Below are 23191 nucleotides of genomic sequence, written 5' to 3'. Positions count from 1 at the left end.
TTTGAGAGGTCAAGACCGTTTCGGTTGTGAAGTCCACTTGAAACGGTCTTTAGACCTTCTATTAAGACCGTTTCAGTTGTGCAAATCATTCGAAACGGTCTTGAGACCCTCCTTCAAGCCCATTTCAGATAGGGAAGTCATTCGAAACGGTCTTGAGACCCTCCGTCAAGCCCATTTCAGATAGGGAAGTCATTCGAAACGGTCTTGAGACCCTCCATCAAGCCCGTTTCAGTTGTGAAAGTCCTTCGAAACGGTCTTGAGACGCTCTATTAAGACCGTTTCAGTTGTGGAAGTCATTCGAAACGGTCTTGATAACCTTAGATGTCGATTAGGGTTTCTACTGTTTCTTGATGAAGACAGTTTTAGGTTGCTGGTCCACTTGAAAGTGTCTTCATAGCCTTGATGAAGACAGTTTTAATCTGTAAATCTACTTGAAACTGTCTTCATTTCAAAGGGCTGCTAGTTTTGCCCAAATGATGAGGAAATTAGGCGTTTGAAGCAGCTTTTCATAGGAATCGGGCTTCATGGTTTTGAATTTTTCCGTTGGTAGGGGCTCGATGATTTGCTTTATGGTAAAAAAGGCAAGGGTGTCGTTGAAGATTCTATGCAACGGCCTTCTGTAGAATGGCACATTGAACACTTTCCCATCCTTTCGCCATTCGTCGATGATCAGTTCAGTAGAAAAATAGCTTGGGTTTTCAAGTAGTTTGATATCGGCGAACGGGTGGTGGACGGAAAACAGGAAATCGCCTCCGGGTTTCAAAATCCGCTTGAATTCGCTGAAGGTAAAGTCCCAATCCTGTAGATAGTGGAGAGTAAGAGAACTGACCACGTAATCGAACGACTGGCTGGCGAACGGCAGCGGTTCCGCCAGATCATGGCACAGAATTTCGGCTTTGTCCCCAACGCGTCTTTTTGCGGCGTTGACCATTTCGGGGCTTAAATCAATGCCTACGACCCTCGCGCCCCGATTGGCGAGCTCAAGGGGATACCAGCCCGCTGCACAGCCCGCGTCGAGAATTACTTTCCCTGTTAAATCCTCAGGCAAAACTGCGAGCATGGAAGGACGTTCGTACTCGCTATTGTACAGGCTGGATGTGTCGACCGATTTTTCATAGGAGGAAGAAAGCTCGTTGAAAACGTTCTTTATTTTGTCTTTCATGTGTCACCCCACAGAAATAAAGGCTCCTGCACAACCGCGCAGAAGCCTTTGTTTATTTATTGAAGAGGTCCCATGTATTAAACGAGCTGGCTGCCTGGTTCTGCGGCGGCAGGGAGGATGCCGAGTTCGCGCAGTTTTTCTTCAGGGACGACGCCGTCTTTCCAGCCGCGGGCCTGGTAGTATTCGTCAAGCATGATGTCCATGCGGCTGACGGATCCGGCGCTATTGCCTGTAGCAGGCTCCTCTGTGAAGCGCTTTGGCAGGAAGTCGTCCTCGCGGCGGTTAAAGCCTGCAAGGTTATTGTAATAGCGTTCGAGATTGTAGATCCGTTCACCGGCGAGCATGACGTCCTCGGCCGTCATTGGGATGCCGGTCATTCCGCTGTACTGCTCCGCATAGTTCTCGGCGTTTTCAGAGAACGATGAGAATTTACAAATATTCATTGAGTCAGAGAAGGAGAGAAGGTCCTGGAATATTTTCAGGAGCTCGCCCTTTCCTTCAGGCTGCAGGCGGTCGGTTGGTTCCGGGATGCCGGCAATTTCCGAGGCGACGGTATAGCCGCGCAGGTGGCAGGCGCCGCGGTTGCTCGTCGCATAGCCAAGGCCGATTCCCTGGATGCCGCGCGGGTCGTATGCCGGGATGGACTGGCCTTTGACGGACATTGACAGGTGAGGAGCTCCCCACATCGCGGATGCCCGGGCAGGACCCTCGGCTAGAATTCCGCCGAAGCCTTCGCGATGGGCGATTTTCCTTGTCATTTCAATCATCTTGTCGGCATCTCCCCAGTCAAGCTGCTCGTCGACGATGCCCTTTTCGTACGCTTCCATTGTTACCGAGAAGGCGTTTCCTAGCTCGATCGTGTCGATTCCGTACTCGTTGCACGAGTCAATCAGGTAGGCGATCGCCTCCGAGTTGCTTAGGCCGCTGTTCGCGCCAAGCGCCCATGCGGATTCGAATTCGAAGCTTTCAACACGGGTTTTGTATTTGCCGTCCTTGACTTCGACTTCGATTTTACAGGCGACAGGGCAGGCGTGGCATGTATTGTTGGCAACAAGCAAATGCTCGTTTACATACTCTCCGCTATGCAGCTCCGCCTGGTCCCAGTTGGTGAACTGGGCGTTCTTAGTCGGCAGCGCGCCGACTTCGTTGATGAGGTTGGTCAGGACGTTCGTGCCGTAAACGGACAATCCGCCCTTGTTCGGCGCGGTCAGTCCGCCTTCAAGAATCGCTTTGACCGCTTTTTTATTGGCCTCTTTGTATTCGTTTTCGAGTGCGGGCTGTGGCATATTGCCTTTTTGCGCCGCCTTGATGACGATGGCCTTCAATTTTTTATATCCCGCGACTGCGGCTGTTCCGCCACGGCCTGCAGCACGGTCATGCTCGTTGATGAAGGATGCGTAGCGGACGGTGTTTTCCCCGGCCTGGCCGATTGCCATGACGCTCAGGTCTTCCGCGCCGTACCTGTCCTTCATCGCTTTGACCGTCGCCCGTGTGGACGTTCCCCACTCGGCGGATGCATCGCGCAATTCCGCTTTGCCATCCTCTATGTAGAGGTATACCGGCTTGTCGCTTTTCCCTTTGAAAATAATGTTGTCAAAACCGGACCATTTCAGGCGCGCGGCTGTCCAGCCGCCCATATGGGAATCGGTTACCGTCCCGGTCAGCGGTGATTTCGTTACAACCGCAAGCCGTCCGCTCATTGAAGAACGGGAGCCAGTCACCGGCCCGGTCATGATGCAGAGGATGTTTTCCTCTGAAAGCGGTTCCACTTCAGGCCCATTGTCAAGGACATACTTGACGCCAAGGCCTCGCCCGCCGATATACTTCCGTGCATCTTCCTCATTAATGCTCCTATACTCCACTGTGCCATTGGTCAAATCAACAACTGCTTCCCTGTTCTTGAAACCGCCAAGTTTCATTGATTCGGAGCCCCCTTACATGGATTGGATTTTACTAAAAAAACGCATGTACCTGTTATATATTCGTTATCGATTTGCATATTCCTTCCTTTTTTAAAAATAATTTAAAATCTTTAGTATATTTTGTTTCTTTATTTATAATAGAAGAAAACCGTAACGATTGGGAGGCAGGCAGATGGAACGGTATTCGCGCCAAATACTTTTTAAGCCGATTGGGGAAGAGGGGCAAAGGCGGCTGCTCGAAAGCCGGGCGGCGATTGTCGGGATGGGAGCATTGGGGACAGTGATCGCTAATCATCTTGTCCGCTCTGGTGTCGGATATGTCCGGCTGATTGACCGCGACTTGGTCGAGCTGTCCAATCTCCAGCGCCAGACGCTTTATACCGAAGACGATGCTCGTAAAAACCTTCCGAAGGCGGTTGCTGCGGCTGAACGGCTGAGGGAGGTTAACTCGGAAATCACCATCGACCCGGTCATCGCCGACTTGAACCTGGATAATGCCGAGGATTTGCTGGCGGGATTCGATGTTATCGTCGATGGCACCGACAACTTTTCGGCGCGGTACCTGGTCAACGATATTGCGGTTAAATTCGGAATTCCGTGGGTGTATGGCGGCGCGGTCAGCTCGCGCGGCATGTTTGCGGTAATCGTCCCTGGAAAGACGCCGTGTTACCGCTGCCTTTTTCCGGACGCGCAGGCCGGGCTTGGCGAGACGTGCGACACGATTGGCGTCCTGTCCCCGATCACCGAAATCATCGGTTCGTTCGAGGCGATGGAGGCGCTTAAGATCCTAGTCGGAGCCGAGCACAACCCGAATCTCGAGCAAATTGACATCTGGTACAATTCGAACATGCAAATGGACATTTCCAAAGGGCGGAACCTGGAGTGTCCGTGCTGTGGGAAACGGCAATTCGATTTCCTTGACCGATCCTCTGAGCGGCAAGTCGCGTTTACCGCGTTATGCGGGCGGGATACGGTCCAAATCAATCCTCGTAAAAAGAAGCCGGTCGAGCTGGAAAAATTGGCTGGCGTCCTCCGCGAAGCCGGTACTGTTACCGCGGCGAACCCATTTTTGCTAAAATTTTCGCCGGACGAGCGCATCACGATGGTCTTTTTCAAGGATGGACGCGTTTTGGTGCACGGCACAAACGATCTGGCGGAAGCCAAATCGTATTTTGCCAGGTACGCCGGGGCATAGGGAAATGTTATTTTTAGGGATTCACACATAATGTCTTTCTGAATTTTGCGCCTGAAATCCGTGAAATAATGACTATATAGGTTGAACTTAATAATGACACCTTTTAGTTTGGGCAGATGGTTGATTGGAGCTCAGGCATGTAGACTCCTCGAAAATGCTATCGCATTTCCTTCGTGCAAAGCCTATTCGAGGAAGCCAATTGTCCTGCGGGATTGAGCGGCAAGGGGAGACCCCCTGGAAAAGCGAAAGCGCCTTGGTCAGCCCTGACAAGCGCTGGAGGGCCTGAAGGAGAAGTCGCTCTTTGACTTCACCTGAAGGACCGAAGCGACCTCGAGGGGCTAGGCGCTGTAGCTCGACAAGCAGGAGCAACGCGACGAGGAGGCTCCACAAAAGATGCTCCTGCGCCACAGAATATTCGAGGAAGTGAATCTTCAGCTCGTCGCAAAGCTGCACGGAGCCAATTCACGGATGCTTCTCGGGAAGTTAATACAGGTAGCTGCTTCGCCCCGCGGAAAGCGAAATGCCCGGAGCGGAAATCAACCACCTCCTTCACATTTGGAAACCAATCTTTATTTCAACCTATATAGAATAATCGAAAAATAGTTAGCTGTTCCTTAATTATTTCGACAGTTGGACTTAAATGTATTGGACTTGGAAGGTTACATCTACAAGGATGTGAGTTAAAAAAGTATTACACTTTGGGGGACACGATGAAAAACCACTTATCAATCATTTCATTAATGATCTTATTAATGGTTTCCTGCCAATCAAAGGAGAATCACTTACTATCTGAAGGCGATGGAGAAGAAACTCAAAGTAAAACAAATGTGAATATATCTAATGGAAATAGTCTTAAAACAAATGAACAAAAAGACTTCGACCTTCATATTGAAATGCCAAACCGAGAACCACTCTATGTATCCCTAGAAACGCTTCCGATTTTAAATACATACCTAGAACAGTTTGAGGACAAAAAGAATGAAATAAGCAGAATTCGAAGCAGCTATTTGTATACAACTGATCAGAAGGACTATTTCCTTGTGAATTACAGTTGTGGGACGAAACTTTGTAATCAACTCCTTTTAGAACATAAACAAGGGGAAATACAGTCATTACACATATCAGAAGCAAGTTTTCTTCAAAATTCAAAACTCAACAATGATTATATAGCATTTCTTTTTGGCAGAAATGAAGGTTCCGATGTCCTTCGAAATCAAGTCGTAATAATCGATTTGAAAAATTTTCGGAAGGTTTCGCCTCCAGAAGACATGAAAGTATTAGAGTCATTTGAATACCCAATTCCGACAATTGAATGGGGGGATGGCACTTTACTATCCACAATTGCTGATATAGACGATACTTCCTATGAAGGTATAAAGAAATGGTATAAAAATAATCAAGAACCGATTAAACAATTTAAATGGAAAATTCAATGACGGAATCCCAAAAACCAATTAGAGCTAAATTGGTCTGCTCTATTTGAATATAATGCCGGAAATGGAGGGGGTGCACCCTCCTTTTTGCTTTTGGTGGACATGGTGCCTGGGCTAGGGGATGTTTTTTTCCCAAAAGGAGAAGGGTATAGGTAGAACAGGAACGTAATTCGCTGCGGCTGACTTGGGGAGACTGTATGCTAAAACGGAGAATTGAATTTTTGTTTGTGATTGTGTTGGTCATATCGCTGTATATGGTGTTTTTTACAGGGGCGAGCCCGTTGTGGAAGTTGGGGTTTGGGCTGTTGTATGCAGGCATTATTCTTGTGAGCGTTTTTTCGCTTATTCTTGAAAATCGGTCAGCGCACCATACGCTTGTGTGGATGTATGTGCTGTTGTTCATACCGGTGCTTGGGTATATTTTTTACTTGTATTCGGGGCAGCTTTATTTGAAGGGGTATTTGTTCAAATCAAAGCGGCAGTTGAACCGGGATCAGTGGGAGCGGATGATGCGGTCGGAGATTACGCCTGATTTGACTTTCCTGGTCGACAATCAGGAGAATTTCGCGCGGTTTGCGGGAAAGGTCGCGATGACGCCGATCAGTACGGCTTCAAGGTCGGTTGTTTTGAAAAATGGGAAAGAGACGTTTGGGGAAATATTGGATTGGCTGCGGAAAGCGGAGTCCTATATCCACATTGAATATTATATTTTCCGGTCGGATCGGCTTGGAAAGGAAATTATCGATATTTTGATTGACAAGGCCCATGCTGGCGTCGAGGKGAGGTTCATTTTCGACGCGGCCGGGAGCAGGACGCTGTCTGGGGCTGACCTGAGGGCGATGAAGAAGGCGGGCATTAATGCAATTCCATTTTCGCCGTTGAAGTTCGGGTTCTTCAACCAGAAATTCAATTTCAGGAACCACAGGAAGATTGTGATTATCGATGGGAAAGTCGGTTTTGTCGGTGGCCTGAATGTTGGCATTGAGTATTTGGGCGAGGATGAAAATTTCGGCTACTGGCGCGATACCCATATGATGCTGACGGGTGAAGCGGTGTACACGCTGCATACGATCTTCCTGCTTGATTGGGAGTATGTAAGCGGCGAAAAGGTGCTGAATGAATTCCCGATCGAGAGGCACCCGATTGAGGTTGAGGAATTGGATGGCGCGATTCAGGTTGTCGCGAGCGGGCCGGATACGCAACAGGGGATCATGAGCGATTTTTATTATGCGATGATGGCGGTTGCCAACCATTCAATCTGGATCGCAACCCCATATTTCGTCCCGGATGAGTCGATTCGGACCGCGCTAAGGATTGCCGCTGCAAAAGGGCTCGAGGTGAGGATTCTGGTGCCGGAAATCAACGACAGCTTTTTGACGCAATATGCAACAAGGTCCTATTTTCCGGAGCTGCTCCGCAGTGGCGCCGAGATTTATTCGTATAAAAAAGGTTTCCTTCATCAGAAGGTCATCATTGTTGACGGGAACCTGGCCTCAATCGGGACTGCGAATATGGATATGCGCAGCTTCCATCTGAATTTCGAGGTGAACGTGTTCCTGTACGGAACGAGTTCGATCCGCGACCTCGTTGCCCATTTTGAAGAGGATATGAAGGAAAGCGAAAAGATTGGCGCCGTCGAGTTTTACAAGCGCGGGTTGTGGAACCGGGTGAAGGAATCATTTGCCCGTTTGTTCTCGGGAGTTCTGTGAGACAGGGGACGTACCCTTTGTTTCATTTGGACATTTTCCGGGGAAGGGGTAAAATTAAGTGAATCTTCCATGGGTGGAGCATGGTTTGTTCCCGCCATTGGTTATAAAATCAATCTGACTTTTAGGGCTTACGGTCCCTTAAGGTGGGGAAAAGTGTATTTAGGCTAGGAGGGATTGTTTTGAGTATGCAGGAGCGTATTATCACGGAGTTGCATGTGAAGCCGGAGATCGACCCGAAGGAGGAAATCAGTGCGCGGGTCGGCTTTTTGAAGGAGTACTGCAAGAAGGCAAAGGCGAAGGGATTCGTGCTCGGGATTAGCGGCGGCCAGGATTCGACGCTGGCTGGACGGTTGGCGCAGCTTGCGGCCGAGGAGCTTCGCGAAGAGGGTTATACTGCCAAATTTATTGCCGTGCGCCTTCCGTACGGCGTTCAGAAAGACGAAGATGATGCGCAGCTAGCGCTTGATTTTATTAAGGCGGATGAGGAGTTTACCTTCAACATCAAGGATGCCGTCGACGCGGTGAAGGCGGAGTATGAGCGTTCCGGTGAGGGCCAGGTGCTCGCTGATTTTCAAAAAGGGAATGTGAAAGCGCGGTTGCGGATGATCGCGCAGTATGCGTATGCGGGCATGAACGGATTGCTAGTTATTGGAACCGATCATGCCGCCGAAGCGGTGACCGGATTTTTCACAAAGCATGGCGACGGGGGAGCGGATGTGTTCCCGTTGACTGGCCTGAACAAGCGGCAGGGCCGGGCGTTGATGAAGGAACTCGGCGCGGTTGAGCGGCTGTACCTGAAGGAACCGACCGCCGATTTGCTGGACCATGTGCCGCTGCAGGCGGATGAAACCGAGCTCGGGATTTCGTATGATGTAATTGATGATTATCTGGAAGGCAAGCAGGTTTCCGAGGAAGACGCAAGGAAAATCGAGGAGCGCTTCCTCATTTCGGCGCATAAGCGGCATATGCCGGCCAATCCTTATAGCGAATGGTGGAAATAGTGAGCGGATTTTAGGCCGTAGACGTGGATTCATTTGAACACAGTCCTTTTTATAGGGCTGTGTTTTTATTTTAGGAGGTAAATACGGCCATACCGCCATTCATACGGAGGAGCAGAAGTACAGGCTGATTGACGAAATCGGCGGGGTGCTCGGCGAGTGAATTGGTGCTTGTCCGCATTTAATCAGCTTTCGACTGTGCTGGCATACGATAGTCCCCACCCTTTCCCCCTAATAGCCCGCCAGCCACAAAACGTTGCAAGAATAGTCATGAATTTGCTATATTCCTCACTGCCAAAGGCTCCACATTGCTTTTATAATGGAGAAAATTGGCTTGGAATAGGGGGGAGTCAGGTGAGGAACACGATGACGGAAGGGCGTTTTCTGGCGTGGGTGGTTGGGGCGATCATCGCGCTCATGGGCATCCATGTTTTCCACCTGCAGTTAATCCAGGCGTACAACCCGGTGAACTATGTGTCGTTCCACACGCTGCTTGAATTTTTCAGTATCATCATTTCGCTCATAATTGTCATGTACAGCTGGAGGGCGTTCAGCCGGAACCGCTCGGCTAGGCTGCTGCTTCTTCTTTTCATTTTTTCCACAGTGGGAATGGTAGACCTCCTCCACACGATGTCCTTTAAAGGCATGCCTCATTTTCTGACCGAAAGTTCCGTGGCGAAAGCAACTTGTTTCTGGATCTTTGCCCGAATGATCCAGGCGGTCCTGATGCTGGCGATGATACTGATGCCGGACAGGCTGGTGAAGCGGGATTTGCGAAAGCCGGTTATAGCCGCCGCAATTATGATTGGACTGGCTATCATGGCAATTGTTTTCACTTTTGAAAAGAGCCTTCCCATTCTTGTGATTGAAGGGCAAGGGACGACTCCTCTTAAAAATGGCCTCGAGTATTTTATCAGTTTCATGCATTTCCTGTCACTCATCGTCTGCCTGCACAAATACTATCTTGAAAAATGTCCGGCCCACCTGAATCTTGCGCTCGCCTTTACACTTCTGTTCCTGTCGGAGATGATCTTCACCGTTTACCAAAGCGTCGTCGACCTCGATAATTTTACTGGCCACATTTTCAAGGTGCTCGGCTATTATTTCATCCTGAAAGGTATTTTCCTTCTCTTTAAGAAACAGGAACAGGCGCGTGATGAAAAAGTGATTGTGAGACTTAGTCCGGGGGCCGTCTTTACTTTTACAAAAAAAGAAGAGTGCTTCGTTATCACCTTCATGGAGGGCGGACTGCTCCGGGAGGTAGGGCTTAAGCCGGCCGCACTCACCGGCACCCACGTTGGGGACTTGCTTCCGCCATCGGAAGCCGATGCACTCGACTACTGCCGCGAATGCTGGGAAACTGGCGCCAAACAAACGTTTCTGGCCAATTTTAACAAAAGGCATTTGGCAATCTCCCTCGTACCGGTCCTAAAAGGCGGGGAGGTCGCGGAAATTGCCGGAACCGCCATCGATGTTTCCAATTTCGTCCATTACGGCGCCCGCGGGAGGCCGCAACCGGCAGCTGCCAGGAAGGGGAAGGCCTTGAAAACACTGTAATTGACGGCTTTTTGGAAAATTGGCCACCCGGGCCGGGCGTTGCGCGGGAGAGGTTGACAAATCCCCTGAGAGGGCTTATCCTAGGTTAGTCTAATTGAGGCTCTACTAAAAAATAATTATATAATTCCTCATCAGCGAGATGAGGTAGAGGTCGCGGGTATTATGAGTAATCCGGAAGAGGGGCAGGCACCCCGGGGAGGCTGGATGAAAGGAATAACCGCCGAAGCGCCGCAGGTCACTGGCTGCGGCAGCTGGGACTGTATCCGAACAGGTGCAGGACTGTCATGGGAAACCATGGTGAACTATCCCGTTTTGTCTGATGCGGCACCAACACACTCCGTATCAGGGGTGTTTTTTTTATGCCTGTTTTTTGAAGTGTAACAGAGGGAAGCAGTGCAACAGGGGACGGATCTACTGCTTCATTCATTACCGGAAATGTGTCTGTTATAGCTTTATTGCAAAAAGTGAAGCACCGGGTACGTCCCCCGCTTCATTTTCGACAGCGAAGAGAGGAGACAAGTATAAATGGAAAAGCAAGGGAAACTTGGTTTATGGATATTGACGGCACTTGTCGTTGGAAATATGGTTGGGTCGGGCATTTTCATGCTGCCTCGTTCGCTTTCGGAGGCGGCAAGCCCGGCTGGCGTTCTGATGGCATGGGGGCTGACCGGCTTTGGGGTCATGATGACGGTCCTTGTGTTCGGCAATCTCGCCATCCGCAAGCCGGAGCTTAAGGGCGGACCGCAAATTTATGCGAAGGAATTGTTCAGGCCGGGCACACAGGCTTCAACACTGTCGGGCTTCATGGCGACATGGGGCTACTGGATCGGCAACCTCGCCGGCAACATTGCGATTATTACAACGTTTGCAGGCTATCTTTCAACCTTCTTTCCGATTTTGACGAGCCAGGCGGAATGGTTCTCGATTGGCGGTGTGGATGTTAGGGTTGGAAACGGACTGACGTTTATCGTCTGCACGGTGATGCTCTGGGCAACCCATGCCATCATCCTGCGTGGAATCGAGAACGCCGGCCGCTTGAATTTCGCCGCCACCGCTGCGAAGGTTATCGGTTTCGTTTTATTCATTATTGTTGGTTTATTTGCGTTCAGTAAAACAAACATCCTGCCGCTCACCGCTCCGCGGGTTGATGGAAGCGGCCAGTCAATCGGGCTGCTTGGCCAGGTGAATTCAGCCGCCCTGTCAACGCTTTGGGCGTTCGTCGGCGTTGAATCCGCTGTCGTCTTCGCATCAAGGGCAAAGAGGCAGATCGATGTAAAACGCGCTTCTATCCTTGGTTTGCTTATCGCCCTCGCGCTTTACATCGGAATCTCCATCCTTGTCATGGGCATGCTCAGCCAGGGAGAACTCATTGCTTCCGACAAGCCGCTGATTGACGCAATTACCAAGGTGCTTGGGCCTGTCGGTGGCCAGGCGCTCGCCGCAATCGGCCTGATCAGCCTCGTCGGTTCGACGCTTGGCTGGGTCATGCTAAGCGCGGAAATTCCGTACCAGGCGGCAAAGCAGGGGCTATTCCTGCCATGGTTCTTAAAAGATAACAAAAAAGGCATTCCGGTCCGTGCAATGATCGTTACAAACGGCCTTGGCCAGCTTTTCATTTTCTCAACGATTTCGAATTCGATTTCGAAGGCATTTGGATTTGTCATTTTCATTGCGACCCTGTCCTATCTCGTTCCGTATTTCATCGCTTCGCTTTACCAAATTAAGCTAGTCGTGACTGGGGAAACGTACCTCGGCGACAAAAAGCGTGTGACTGATGGAATCATTGCCGCTGTATCGACGATTTATTCAACATGGGTAATCATCGGCGGGACAGCTGACCTTAAGACATTCAGTTTTGGGATGCTTCTCATCGTAAGTGGAATTCTCTTTTACGGGCCGCTATGGAGGGCGACTGCGGGAAAGCAGTCTGCTAAAAAGAGGCCCGCGGCTTAGGGGTAAGGAACACGAACTTAGCGGGCCAGCTTTACCTCCACAAATTCCGTTGCAAGATGGAGCCGTGCTTGGAGCAATGAACTGCAGCTTAGGGGGAGCTACTGCCCCGGACCGCAAAAAAATATAGAAACAACTAAACCGCTTGGGGTTCCCAGGCGGTTTTTTCTAGGTTCAACATTCTCCTTTTATTGGATACACCGTAATCCTTGGCCAAGTGGCCTTCCAGTTTTTCTGTTTTATCCGGTTCTCGTAAATAGGGGCAAGGAGAGTGTTTTGGAGGAAGTGAGCGGTTGGACGGACTTCCATATTAAGAACATCTGTAAGGCCGCACGGTGCGGAAAGGATGACTCTGTTTTCTCCGCCAAGCTTTAAACCTAAGGCTGTCGCCGTTTCCGGGAACTTTGACATTGCGTCCTCTGACGATGAGTAGGGCGGAAGGTGATTGACAAGATGCATCCTGGCTTCATTTTTCACGGACCAGGGAATATCAGGGAGGATTCCTTTCAATCTTTCCTCCAGCCTCTTTTCATCTCTTTCGCCCAGGTTTGTTTTATCAAAATAAATCACGTCTATGTCCGGAATCGGGGTCCTTTCTGAAAATCCATGCAACGTGTCCCAAATTTTCGAGCGGACAAACCCAGCGCAAACCCACCAATCCGGCAAACTCAATGACTTAGCCGCAAGTAAAATGTCCATCATCCAATCATCCTGCTCAATCAGGTGAATGATATCTTTTTCGGTACGAATAACCATAAAAGGCATCTCCTTTGGTATTAACCTATAAAGTTTATAGTACAGGAAAAACAGAGGAGGGAGGAGAATGTTATATAAAATCCTGTCTGCCCGGTCCGGGTGGCCAATTTTCACAAAAGCGTCTTTAAAGGGAATTCGGCAGCTTTCCAAGATATCCCTTGTGAATGCGATTAATCTGAAACAGGAAGGGTAAAATATACAGAAAATAATCTTTGACAGAGCTGGCATTCCTGTACTATGATGTTTAAAGTTGACCAAACCAATGAGAATTAGGGGGTATTGATTTTGAAGAAGTTATCCATTGTTTTTGCGTTCATGCTTAGCCTTGTGCTGGTGGTTACGGCGTGTGGTACGAATGACGCGAATAATGCTAAGAATAATAACAATAATGAAGGAAAGAAGACTGGCGGGAATGATGTTCTTGCCAAGGTGAAGGATGAGGGGACGCTTGTTGTTGGTACGGAAGGTACATATCCTCCGTTCACGTTCCATGATGATAAAGGAAAACTGACGGGTTTTGACGTTGAGATTGCCGAAGAGGTTGGGAAGCGGCTTGGCGTGGAGGTTAAATTCCTTGAGACCCAGTGGGATGCGATTTTCGCTGGGCTTGATGCGAAGCGTTTTGATATGATTGCAAACCAGGTTGGCATCCGTCCTGACCGCCAGGAGAAGTATTTGTTCTCCGAGCCTTACATTACTTCCGCAGCAGTCTTGATTGCGCGTGAAGATAATAATAAGGTGAAGAAGTTTGAGGATATTAAGGGGCTTCAGTCTGCCCAGTCGATGACAAGCAATTATGCGGATATCGCAAGGAAATATGGTGCTAAAATTGTTGGCGTTGACGGATTTAACCAGGCGGTCGAGCTTTTGAACTCGAAGCGGGTTGATGTGACGATCAATGATAAGATTGCGTTCCTTGATTTTAAAAAGAACCGCCCAGAAGCGAAAGTGAAAGTCGTTGCGACAGAAAGCGATGTTTCAAAAAGCGGTCTCATGTTCCGCAAGGACAGCCAGACGCTAGTCGATGAAGTGAACAAGGCGCTTAAGGATATGGTTGACGACGGCACGTACGACAATATTTCAAAGAAATGGTTTGGTGAAAATGTACTTAAGTAGTATTTTCACAGACCCTGCCCGGATGGACAGGTTGGTTGCGATTGCGAAAAGTTCCTTCCAGCCTTTGCTGGAAGGACTTGTTGCCAATACAATTCCTTTGACGCTTATTTCTTTCGTGCTGGGGCTGATTCTGGCGATCCTGACGGCGCTGGCGAGGATTTCGCAAACGAAGGTGCTTCAGGGAATTGCGCGGTTTTATGTGTCCGCGATTCGCGGCACGCCGCTTTTGGTGCAGCTGTTCATCCTGTTTTACGGGTTGCCGACTGTCGGAATCGTCATCGATCCGTTCCCGGCTGCGGTTATCGGTTTCTCGCTCAGTGTGGGAGCTTACGCTTCGGAAATCATCCGGGCCGCAATCCTGTCGATTCCAAAGGGGCAGTGGGAAGCTGGCTATTCAATCGGAATGAGCTATCCGCAGCTTTTAAAAAGAGTTATTTTGCCACAGGCGGCAAGGGTTTCGGTTCCGCCGTTGTCAAACTCGTTCATCAGCCTTGTAAAGGACACGTCGCTTGCGGCGATGATTCTCGTGACTGAGATGTTCCGCCGCGCGCAGGAGATTGCGTCGACGAACTATGAGTTTTTGCTGCTTTACCTGGAAGCAGCCCTGCTTTACTGGGTTGTCTGTTTCATCCTTTCCATCTTCCAGGGCAGGCTGGAAGCAAGGTTTGACCGGTATGTTAAATAGATGGGAAGGGGGAGCTGTTAGATGAGTACTGTGAATGAATCGGCTGGGCTGCAAGGTTCAGGTGTTGTGGCCGGTGGCGGTACCGGGGCGCCGATGGTTTCGATTAAAGGTTTATATAAGCAGTTCGGCGATTTGGAGGTCCTGAAGGGGATTGATCTTGAAGTCGGGAAGGGGAAGGTGGTTGTTGTCATCGGCCCGTCCGGTTCGGGTAAAACAACGCTTCTCCGCTGCCTCAATGTTCTTGAGACGCCGACGAAGGGAAGAATTTCGATTGCGGGGCAAGCGCTTGATTTCTCGGGCAGCGTGCCGAAGAAGGATATCGCTTCGTTCCGGCGCCTGACAGGGATGGTGTTCCAAGGCTACAACCTTTTCCCGCATATGACGGCGCTCGGGAATGTGATGGAAGGGCCGGTTACTGTCAAAGGCGAAAACAGGGAGAATGCGCGGCAAAAAGCGGCGATGCTTCTGCAGAAGGTCGGCCTTGGCGACAAGCTCGATTATTACCCGCACCAGCTTTCCGGCGGGCAGCAACAGCGGGTCGGCATAGCCCGGGCGCTTGCAATGGAGCCTGCGGTCATGCTGTTCGATGAGCCGACATCCGCTTTGGATCCCGAACTCGTCGGGGAAGTATTGAAGGTTATGAAGGATTTGGCGAATGAAGGGATGACAATGGTCGTCGTAACCCATGAAATGCGTTTTGCGCGAGAAGCCGCAAACGAAGTCATCTTCATGGACAAAGGCGTCGTTGTCGAACGCGACCACCCCGAAACCCTCTTCACCAATCCAAAACACGAACGAACCAGGCAATTCCTCAATCTCATCCAGCCGGAATAAGAAGCTTTGGTGGTGCCAGCACCTTCGTGGGACGTTTTTTGTCCCAGTTGGGTGCCTGGCACCATTTTTGCGTTTTTTGTGCAATTTTATTGAGGGGGATGGGCTTTTTGGCATCTTTCATTTGATATGAGTGGTAGTTATGTCCGAAAGTCGTAGCGGGTTGCCGGATTTTGAAAGAAGGTGTGATTTGAAACCCCATATGGGGCTTTTTTAAGAAAAAATTATACGTAACGTTGTTAGCTGCTACTCTCCTTTATTTATTCACCCCATTTTCATAAGGATTCGCCTTTCTCTAATTCTTCCTGAAATATTTCCCAACATGCAAGCCCCTGAATTCTTCCGTGTTTATGCCAAATTAATGGAAATTGGTGATAAAATAGTAGAAAAAGGATAGAAAGGAGGGGAAAGATGGCGAGGTGGAAGAGGATTTCGCTCAGTATTTTTGCTTTTCTGGCGAGCATTTCCATGATAATCGTCATTGCGGCTTACACTTACAACATCATAGAAGAAGATTATGACAAACTGACAATCACAAAAATGGATAAAACGATCGCGGTTATAACGAATCAAAACGAAATTGAGAAAATTATCGACCGAATCAATGACAGCCCGAGGAAGTTTCTGCGAAAGACGGGATTTACCTATGATTATCTCCCATACGGATTCCTTATTTTTGAAAATGAAAAAGAAAAGGTTGAACATGCCTTTTATCTGTTTAAGGGAAACACCGTAATCGGTTATTGGGACATCGATACAAAGTTCGAGTTTGCGAAGGAGTTGGAATAGTTTTTTTTAAAAGAGAGCAGGTGCCATTAAGCTGGCCGTGAAGGGTACGTTACATAAAAAAAGCTTGGAAAGTATCCAAGCTTTTTTAAGATGAAATAATAGATTGCCAACGTATTTTTTTTACAGTAAAATCAGACTTCCGTTAGAAAATAGCCAGATTTACCTGTTATAGTTGCGCCTCTTGAGTTTGTCAGTCAGGTAGTTCGGCTTTTTTGAAACCGCTATTAATGAAGCAATGAAGGAGATGCCGAGTATTGTTGGCACGACCCATGCCAGATGGTCAATTGGTTCCATCGCGTTGCACTCCTCTCGAAGATAGTCGTTTGCGCTATATGACCTATACCCTGTTTGGGAATGGGTCAAACGGCATGGGGCTTTACCAATCTTTTTTAAAAAATTTACAAATATTTCAGAAATTGAAACTTTCCCTGTCAATCGCCGTATACCTTACTGTAAAATAAAAGGGAAGACACTGAACGGGGGTGATGGCAAATGGAAACGATTAATGGCGTCCCAATCGAGACGATTTACTTGTACAGCCTGATCATAGCCGGCGCATTGACACTGATTTATGTGCTGTTTAGCGATCTGCTGTCAGGCCTGTTGGATAGCCTCGATTTTTTTAATCCCGTCCTTTTATTTTCGTTTATAACTTTTTTGTCGGCCAGTGGTTTTATTTTTGAAAAGGTGACAGCTCTCTCGTCACTGTTGATTCTATTGGTTTCCGCGGGGATTTCCGCAATTCTCGTAACCTTGCTGAATGTGTTCGTCCTTGTGCCGCTGTCCCAGGCGGAGGCGTCGCTTTCCTACAACGACTCCGATTTACGGGGCCGGATTGGAAAAGTGATTACGTCCATACCGGTGAACGGGTACGGCGAAGTGATGATTGACAGCATTAGCGGGAGGATCGCCAAGCCAGCCTCAAGCTATGACGGCACCGAAATCGGTTCCGGGAAGGATGTACTGGTTGTCGATACGGCCAATGGAGTGCTTCAGGTCGCGGTAAAAGAAAAACTAGAACAAGAGTGGATCTAGGAGTAGGAGGAGATTGAATGTTTGATTTGACGTTGATTGCAATAGGAATAGCGGTATTTATCGTTGTAGCGCTTTTGGCGGTATTTGTAACAAAGTATAAGACGGCCGGCCCGGATGAGGCGTTGATTGTGACAGGCAGCATGCTTGGCAATCGGAATGTCCACGTCGATGAGTCGGGAAATAAAATCAAGATTATTCGCGGCGGCGGTACATTTATTTTGCCGGTATTCCAGCAGTCCCAGCCGCTGAGCCTATTGTCGAGCAAGCTTGAGGTTACGACTCCGGAAGTGTATACCGAGCAGGGCGTTCCGGTTATGGCCGATGGCGTTGCGATTATTAAAATCGGCGGCTCGATCTCCGAGATCGCGACCGCGGCCGAGCAGTTCCTTGGCAAAGCTACAGCAGACCGCGAGAACGAAGCGAAGGAAGTCCTTGAAGGGCATCTGCGCTCCATCCTCGGTTCGATGACTGTTGAAGAGATTTATAAAAACCGTGACAAGTTCTCACAGGAAGTCCAGCGTGTCGCTTCCCAGGACCTTGCAAAAATGGGTCTCGTGATTGTTTCATTCACAATTAAAGATGTCCGTGATAAAAACGGCTACCTCGACTCGCTCGGTAAACCTCGAATCGCACAGGTCAAGCGTGATGCAGATATCGCAACTGCCGAGGCGGAAATGGAAACACGCGTCAAAAGGGCGGAAGCCGCGAAGGAAGCAAAGCGCGCCGAGCTTGAGCGTGCAACTGAAATCGCTGAAGCGGAGAAAATTAATCAGTTGAAGGTTGCCGAATTCCGCGCCGAGCAGGACAGCGCGAAAGCCCGCGCCGACCAGGCGTACGACCTCGAAACAGCCCGCTCCAAGCAGCAGGTTACCGAGCAGGAAATGCAAATCAAAATCATCGAGCGCCAGAAGCAAATCGAGCTTGAGGAAAAAGAAATCCTCCGCCGTGAGCGCCAGTACGACTCAGAGGTTAAGAAGAAGGCAGATGCTGACCGCTACTCCGTTGAGCAGTCCGCGGCAGCCGAAAAAGCGAAGCAAATGGCTGAAGCCGAAGCGAACAAATACCGGATTGAAGCGATGGCGAAAGCGGAAGCCGAGCGCATCCGCCTTGACGGTCTCGCGAAAGCCGAAGCCCTTCGCGCGCAGGGTGAATCCGATGCGGAAATTATCCGCTTGAAAGGTCTCGCGGAAGCGGAAGCGAAGCAAAAGATCGCTGAAGCGTTCGAACAATTCGGCCAGGCAGCCGTTATGGATATGATTATGAAAATGCTTCCTGAATATGCGAAGCAAGTCGCGGCTCCTCTTGCGAACATCGACAAGATCTCCATTGTTGATACTGGAGGCGGCGGTGCGAACAGCGGTGCGAACCGGGTAACAGGCTATGCCACGAACCTGATGGCCGGCCTTCAGGAAACGTTGAAAGCATCCAGCGGCATTGACTTGAAGGAACTAATTGAAAGTTATGCAGGTAAAAACAGCCTTCGCCAAAACATAATCCAGCATGCTTCCAAAGAAGAGAGCCAAAAGGAACCTGTTCAGATGTAATTGCATACAATATAGAATCGAAAAGCCATTCCAGTTAGCTGGAGTGGCTTTTCTTTTTGGCTGGAATGGACTTTTTATGATTTGAATTTGGTTTTGTGCGCTGCGCGGGTTGGGGGGGATTGCTAGCAGATTGCTAGCGATTCCCGGAAATTTTTCGGTTTTATCCGGAGAGTTCACAACTTTATCCGGAGATTTCACCGTTTTATCCGGAAATCTCAATGCCAGCCCGTTAATTATACAAGGACGCAAAAAAAAGACCGCTGCGACGAAGGAGCGGCGGTGCCTGGCACCAGATTATAGGATGATTTCAAATTCGGTTCCAATGCCTTGATTGCTTTTGACGGTGATGGTGCCGCCGTGGGCTTGGATGATTTGTTTGGCGATGGCGAGGCCGAGGCCGCTGCCGCCGAGTGTGCGGGTGCGGGATTTGTCGACGCGGTAGAAGCGTTCAAATATCCTTGGCAGATCTTGTTCGGGAATGCCCCACCCGGTGTCGCGGACCACAATCCTGGCTCGTCCGCCAGCCAATGAAGCTGCCTCCACGGTGACGGATGTTCCTGGATCGGAATATTTGCGGGCGTTGTYCAAAAGGTTTACGATGGCCTGCTCGAAGCGCGTAGGGTCGATACTGGCGCGCAACCCCGCCGGGCAATCGAGGCGCAGGTTGATTTGCCGTTCCTTGAAAGCGGGTGCCACTTTTTCCAAAAGGGCCTTGAAAAAGGGCTTAAGTTCGACGTCGATTTTTTCGACGGTGAAAGTGTTTTCGTCGAGTTTGGCGAGGTCGAAGAGTTCTTTGATGAGCTGGGCGAGTTTGCCGGATTCTTCGTGTATGATTGATAGATATTTTTCGCGTTCAGCCACTGGAATGCCGGGACGGGTGGCGATTTCGGCATAGCCTTTGATGTAGGTGAGCGGGGTGCGGAGTTCGTGCGAGATGCTCGCGAGAAATTCGTTGCGCTCGTTTTTCAAAAGCTCGAGGTCGCGGGCGAGGATTTCAATCGATTGGCCAAGCTCACCGACTTCATCCCGGGACAGTTTTGGCAAGGTTACCGAGAAATCCCCTTTGCTGATGCGCTTAGTTGCTTCGTTCATCCTGACTAGCGGCAGGGTGAGAACGCGCGATAGGAAGGCGACGACCCCGACCATAAACAGGAGCGAGAGCAGGCCGGCAACCAGGAAATGCCGGTTCATGTTGGCGATGAGTTCCTTTAGTTTGGCGGTGTCCTGGAACATGTAAATATAGCCTGCCGTGCCGCCAGCCATTTTGACTGGGGAGACGGACGCGATGAACGGCCGGTTTTTCCAGTCTTCTTCAAGGATCATGCCCTGGCGGGGAACATCATCCGGCCGCAATCCCATAATGGTTTTCATGGCGGGGGTGACGGTGTTCGACGACATGAGAATGGTGCCGTACGTGTCGGTGAGGGTGACCATTGTGTCTGTGCGCGATTCCATGAGGGCGATGTGGCGGATGGTTTCCTCATGAAAGCTTGCCTCGAGTATTTCGCGGTGGTTGTTGCCGCGCGTCTTCAGGGCGGAAAGTTCGTCGTGGACGCGTGAGTGAATGATGGTGCTGTGAAGGACCACCATCAGGACGATTTGGAGCAGAAAGATGGCCGCGAAAAAGACGAGGCCGATTTTGAAGGAAAGTTTGTTCATGGGAATATAGCCTCCGATGCGTGAGTTAGGCTGGATATATCTAATAAATGATTTTTTACTGGGCAAGGACGTGTTTTTTGAAATTATAGCCTGTCTCGAGGCCGGTTCTTCTCACACTTTAAACGGACAGTTAGAGCACCGCTGATGGACGTTTCACTTATAATGAAATACTGTCGGCATATGCCGGTTTTGGAATTTTGCAGGGAGATAATTTTAGAATACATCATTATACGGGTTTTTTGGCAACGTTTTTGTTAATTGGTCATGGAGGGGGAGCAGGCTCTGCCTTGTTTCGTGGTTTAGGGTCTTAATACTGTAATCGAATGAAGCGGCGGGGACATCCCCTGCTTCATTTGGGCAAAAAAAATTGGGCCCTGCGTCGCAGGCACCCGTATTATTAAAGGGAGGTTAATTAAGGGTAAAGCAAGATAGTTCAAACAAAAAACTTGGTAAAACAGATTTTGAGTCAGTGTTGCGTATTGAGCAATCTGATTTGCCTTTTCAGATTCGGCTTCCTGCTGCCATGGCCCCACCATGTAGCATTCAGCTTGTTCTTTACGGCATTTCAGGATCGTTTCCTGAATTTTGGGTTTGTCAGGGTTTTTCGTTCCCTTCCTTACCACATCTTTATCATAGAAAAAGGGAATGTAGATGGTATGAAGAAGTTGTGTGGTTTTTGTGAAGATGAAAATTGTTCAAATTTGCCACATCGTTTAGATGGTATGATGGAAGTGGCGGAAGGAGTGCATATTTATGGCGAAAATTCTGATTGTTGACGATGAAAGAAGAATTATTGAAGTGCTCGAAGCCTACCTGGAACGGGAAGGGTACGGGATTGCGACGGCAGATAACGGGGTTGACGCCCTGAAGAAGGCGCGTTCGGAAAACCCCGATTTGATTATATTGGATTTGATGCTTCCGGACATTTCCGGAGAGGAAGTGTGCCGGCTTGTGAGAAAGGAGTCGGAGGTGCCGATTCTGATGCTGACGGCGAAATCAGGCGAGGATGACAAAATCAACGGCATTATGATGGGGGCGGACGATTATGTGACAAAGCCGTTCTCGCCGAGGGAGGTCGTTGTCCGGGTCCAGGCAATTTTACGCCGCGTCAAAAAATCGGCAGAGAAGTCCGACAAGCTTCAATTCAAAGGCGGGCTCTCGATTGATACCGGGAAAAAGGAAGTGACGAGAAACGGCGAATTAATAAGCCTGACGCCAATCGAGTACAAGCTTTTGACGAATATGGCCGAGAATCCGGGCCGGGTGTACAGCCGGATGGATTTGCTTGAGAAGATCCAGGATGAAGGCATGTTTTATGAAGGCTATGAGCGGAGCGTCGACACGCATATTAAGAATCTCCGCAAAAAAATCGAGCTGGATTCAAGGCAGCCCCAGTTTGTCGTGACTGTGTTCGGGATGGGCTACAAATTCGGGGGCGCTCCGGATGCTTAAGACGCTTAGGGCGAAACTTCTATTTTATATCCTCTTTGTGTCGATGGTCGGGATTGTGCTTGTCAGTATTTTTATCCAGTGGGGGTTTGACAAGAGCTTCAACAACTATCTTGAGCGGAACCGCGACCAGAAGATTGAGAGGGTTGTTAATCTTGTAAAAGCGGGTTATAAGCGCGAAGGTAAATTCGTAGATGACCAGACTTTAAGATTGATGCATGAATACGCGTTGACGGAGCAGCTTTATTTTCAAATTGTTGATGTTGCGGGCCATACGCGGCGGGATACGTCGCAGCTTAGGGCTGTGATGAATAATATGGGGATTGCCGTTCCGGAAAATACGGAGGGCTGGCTTTCCAAGCCGTATCCGCTCTTGGTCGGCGATAAGCGGGTTGGCGAAGTGATCGCGATTTACCCGCGCGGATTTATTAAGGATGAGTCAACGTTCCTGCAGACGATTCAGCTGTATATATACGGGGCGGTATGCCTGACAGTCATTATCGCAATCATATTTTCAATGTTTTTTTCAAAAACACTGACGTCCGGGCTGAAGAAGCTCCAGTTTGCCGCGAACCAGCTCCAGAACCATGACCTTGAAATCCGGATTCCGCTTCGGGGACTGCCGGAAGAGGTGAAGCAGCTTGCGATTTCGTTCAATAATCTTGCCGAATCGCTTTCAAAAGAAGAGATGCTCCGCAAGCAATTTACAGGTGACCTGGCGCACGAGCTGAGGACGCCGCTCGCAACATTGCGGAGCCAGATTGAGGCGTTCCAGGACGGCATTTGGGAGCCGACCCCGCAGAGGCTTGAAGCGAGCCATGAGGAATTGATGCGGCTCGTCCGGCTTGTGAATGAACTGGAGAAATTGCTTGCGGCCGAAAATCCGCAAATCCATTTGGAGATGGCCAGGCTTGAAGCGGGCGCGGTCCTTTCCTCGCTTGCGGAAATTTTTTCGCCGGCTTTTGCGAACAAGGGTGTCAAGCTTGCGTGCCGCCTTCCTGAAAAAGAAGAATGGTTTTACGGCGACAAGGACAAGGTGATGCAAATCCTTTCGAATGTCATCAACAACGCGCTGAAATACACGCCCGAGGGAAAGCAGGTTGCCATTTCCGTGGCAGGTGAAAATGAATACTCGGTTGGCTTTGTCGTTGAGGATGAAGGGGCCGGGATTGCGGAGGGTGACATCCCGCATATTTTCGAACGCTTTTACCGCGGCGACAAATCGCGCGATCGGAAGACGGGTGGAGTCGGGATTGGCCTTTCAATCGTTAAGGCGCTCATGGATGCCCATAAAGGCAGCATCCAGGTGAAAAGCCGGCTGAAAAAGGGCACAACCATGACGCTATGGTTTCCGCGGGAAGAGGACTGAGGAATAGAGAGAAACTTTAACGCCATGGTCCT

At 49.5% G+C, this 23191-nt stretch carries 20 protein-coding genes and 1 riboswitch; of the genes, 15 read left to right on the top strand and 5 right to left on the bottom strand.

The window, feature by feature from the left end:
• Window positions 1-448: 448 nt before the first annotated feature.
• Entirely contained in the window at window positions 449-1162 is a 714-nt protein-coding gene (locus ADU24_RS19085) for a class I SAM-dependent methyltransferase (RefSeq protein ID WP_053368121.1), read from the bottom strand.
• 77 nt (window positions 1163-1239) lie between these two features.
• On the bottom strand, window positions 1240-3081 hold the full coding sequence (locus tag ADU24_RS19080; protein WP_053368120.1) for an aldehyde ferredoxin oxidoreductase family protein: 1842 nt from the start codon (window positions 3079-3081) through the stop codon (window positions 1240-1242).
• A 175-nt stretch (window positions 3082-3256) separates the two neighbouring features.
• Between ADU24_RS19080 and ADU24_RS19075 the strand changes: the two genes are divergently transcribed.
• From ADU24_RS19075 to ADU24_RS19045, 6 genes are all read left to right on the top strand, one after another.
• A complete protein-coding gene (locus ADU24_RS19075) occupies window positions 3257-4279 on the top strand; it encodes a ThiF family adenylyltransferase (protein ID WP_053368119.1) in 1023 nt (340 codons plus the stop codon).
• A gap of 710 nt (window positions 4280-4989) precedes the next feature.
• Window positions 4990-5715 (top strand): hypothetical protein, encoded by a 726-nt coding sequence (locus tag ADU24_RS19065; protein ID WP_053368117.1) that lies wholly within the window; start codon window positions 4990-4992, stop codon window positions 5713-5715.
• Window positions 5716-5909: 194 nt separating this feature from the next.
• Window positions 5910-7421, top strand: a complete 1512-nt coding sequence (gene cls, locus ADU24_RS19060; protein WP_053368116.1) for a cardiolipin synthase — start codon at window positions 5910-5912, stop codon at window positions 7419-7421.
• 179 nt (window positions 7422-7600) lie between these two features.
• Complete coding sequence (nadE, locus tag ADU24_RS19055) at window positions 7601-8422, top strand: ammonia-dependent NAD(+) synthetase (protein ID WP_053368115.1); 822 nt, start codon at window positions 7601-7603, stop codon at window positions 8420-8422.
• A gap of 351 nt (window positions 8423-8773) precedes the next feature.
• Window positions 8774-9976 (top strand): MASE3 domain-containing protein, encoded by a 1203-nt coding sequence (locus ADU24_RS19050; RefSeq protein WP_053368114.1) that lies wholly within the window; start codon window positions 8774-8776, stop codon window positions 9974-9976.
• A 137-nt stretch (window positions 9977-10113) separates the two neighbouring features.
• Window positions 10114-10289, top strand: a riboswitch (Lysine riboswitch).
• 212 nt (window positions 10290-10501) lie between these two features.
• On the top strand, window positions 10502-11929 hold the full coding sequence (locus tag ADU24_RS19045; RefSeq protein WP_053368113.1) for an amino acid permease: 1428 nt from the start codon (window positions 10502-10504) through the stop codon (window positions 11927-11929).
• A gap of 171 nt (window positions 11930-12100) precedes the next feature.
• Here ADU24_RS19045 and ADU24_RS19040 read toward each other — a convergent pair whose 3' ends face one another.
• A complete protein-coding gene (locus tag ADU24_RS19040) occupies window positions 12101-12682 on the bottom strand; it encodes a nucleotidyltransferase family protein (RefSeq protein ID WP_053368112.1) in 582 nt (193 codons plus the stop codon).
• Window positions 12683-12749: 67 nt separating this feature from the next.
• Between ADU24_RS19040 and ADU24_RS23700 the strand changes: the two genes are divergently transcribed.
• The 5 genes from ADU24_RS23700 (at window position 12750) to ADU24_RS19020 (ending at window position 16103) form a co-directional block, all read left to right on the top strand.
• Window positions 12750-12875 (top strand): hypothetical protein, encoded by a 126-nt coding sequence (locus tag ADU24_RS23700; RefSeq protein ID WP_269432243.1) that lies wholly within the window; start codon window positions 12750-12752, stop codon window positions 12873-12875.
• Between the two features lie 92 nt (window positions 12876-12967).
• Window positions 12968-13798, top strand: coding sequence for an amino acid ABC transporter substrate-binding protein (locus tag ADU24_RS19035; protein WP_197277533.1), 831 nt, complete (start codon window positions 12968-12970; stop codon window positions 13796-13798).
• Window positions 13785-14483 carry an amino acid ABC transporter permease gene (locus ADU24_RS19030; RefSeq protein ID WP_053369007.1) on the top strand — a complete coding sequence of 233 codons (699 nt, stop codon included), beginning with the start codon at window positions 13785-13787 and terminating at the stop codon, window positions 14481-14483. The genes ADU24_RS19035 and ADU24_RS19030 overlap by 14 nt, the downstream gene beginning before the upstream one ends.
• A gap of 93 nt (window positions 14484-14576) precedes the next feature.
• A complete protein-coding gene (locus tag ADU24_RS19025) occupies window positions 14577-15317 on the top strand; it encodes an amino acid ABC transporter ATP-binding protein (protein ID WP_053369006.1) in 741 nt (246 codons plus the stop codon).
• A 408-nt stretch (window positions 15318-15725) separates the two neighbouring features.
• Window positions 15726-16103 carry a hypothetical protein gene (locus tag ADU24_RS19020; RefSeq protein WP_053368111.1) on the top strand — a complete coding sequence of 126 codons (378 nt, stop codon included), beginning with the start codon at window positions 15726-15728 and terminating at the stop codon, window positions 16101-16103.
• A gap of 159 nt (window positions 16104-16262) precedes the next feature.
• On the opposite strand, the gene ADU24_RS23695 is transcribed toward ADU24_RS19020, so the two are convergent.
• A complete protein-coding gene (locus tag ADU24_RS23695) occupies window positions 16263-16397 on the bottom strand; it encodes a hypothetical protein (RefSeq protein WP_269432242.1) in 135 nt (44 codons plus the stop codon).
• A gap of 198 nt (window positions 16398-16595) precedes the next feature.
• Between ADU24_RS23695 and ADU24_RS19015 the strand changes: the two genes are divergently transcribed.
• Both ADU24_RS19015 and ADU24_RS19010 read left to right on the top strand, forming a co-directional pair.
• Window positions 16596-17138, top strand: a complete 543-nt coding sequence (locus tag ADU24_RS19015; RefSeq protein WP_053368110.1) for a hypothetical protein — start codon at window positions 16596-16598, stop codon at window positions 17136-17138.
• 17 nt (window positions 17139-17155) lie between these two features.
• Window positions 17156-18682, top strand: a complete 1527-nt coding sequence (locus tag ADU24_RS19010; RefSeq protein ID WP_053368109.1) for a flotillin family protein — start codon at window positions 17156-17158, stop codon at window positions 18680-18682.
• Window positions 18683-18976: 294 nt separating this feature from the next.
• Here ADU24_RS19010 and ADU24_RS19005 read toward each other — a convergent pair whose 3' ends face one another.
• On the bottom strand, window positions 18977-20341 hold the full coding sequence (locus ADU24_RS19005) for a sensor histidine kinase (protein WP_053368108.1): 1365 nt from the start codon (window positions 20339-20341) through the stop codon (window positions 18977-18979).
• Window positions 20342-21094: 753 nt separating this feature from the next.
• Here ADU24_RS19005 and ADU24_RS18995 point away from each other — a divergent pair.
• Complete coding sequence (locus ADU24_RS18995; protein ID WP_053368106.1) at window positions 21095-21793, top strand: response regulator transcription factor; 699 nt, start codon at window positions 21095-21097, stop codon at window positions 21791-21793.
• Window positions 21786-23159: a HAMP domain-containing sensor histidine kinase gene (locus tag ADU24_RS18990; protein WP_053368105.1), complete on the top strand. Its 1374-nt coding sequence runs from the start codon at window positions 21786-21788 to the stop codon at window positions 23157-23159. The genes ADU24_RS18995 and ADU24_RS18990 overlap by 8 nt, the downstream gene beginning before the upstream one ends.
• The last annotated feature ends 32 nt before the right edge of the window (window positions 23160-23191 follow it).

Origin of the sequence: Bacillus sp. FJAT-27245, from assembly GCF_001273955.1 — a bacterium.
GTDB lineage: Bacteria > Bacillota > Bacilli > Bacillales > Cytobacillaceae > Bacillus_D.
The sequence above is the reverse complement of the archived record's forward strand: the minus strand, read 5'-3'. Positions and strand labels throughout refer to the sequence as shown.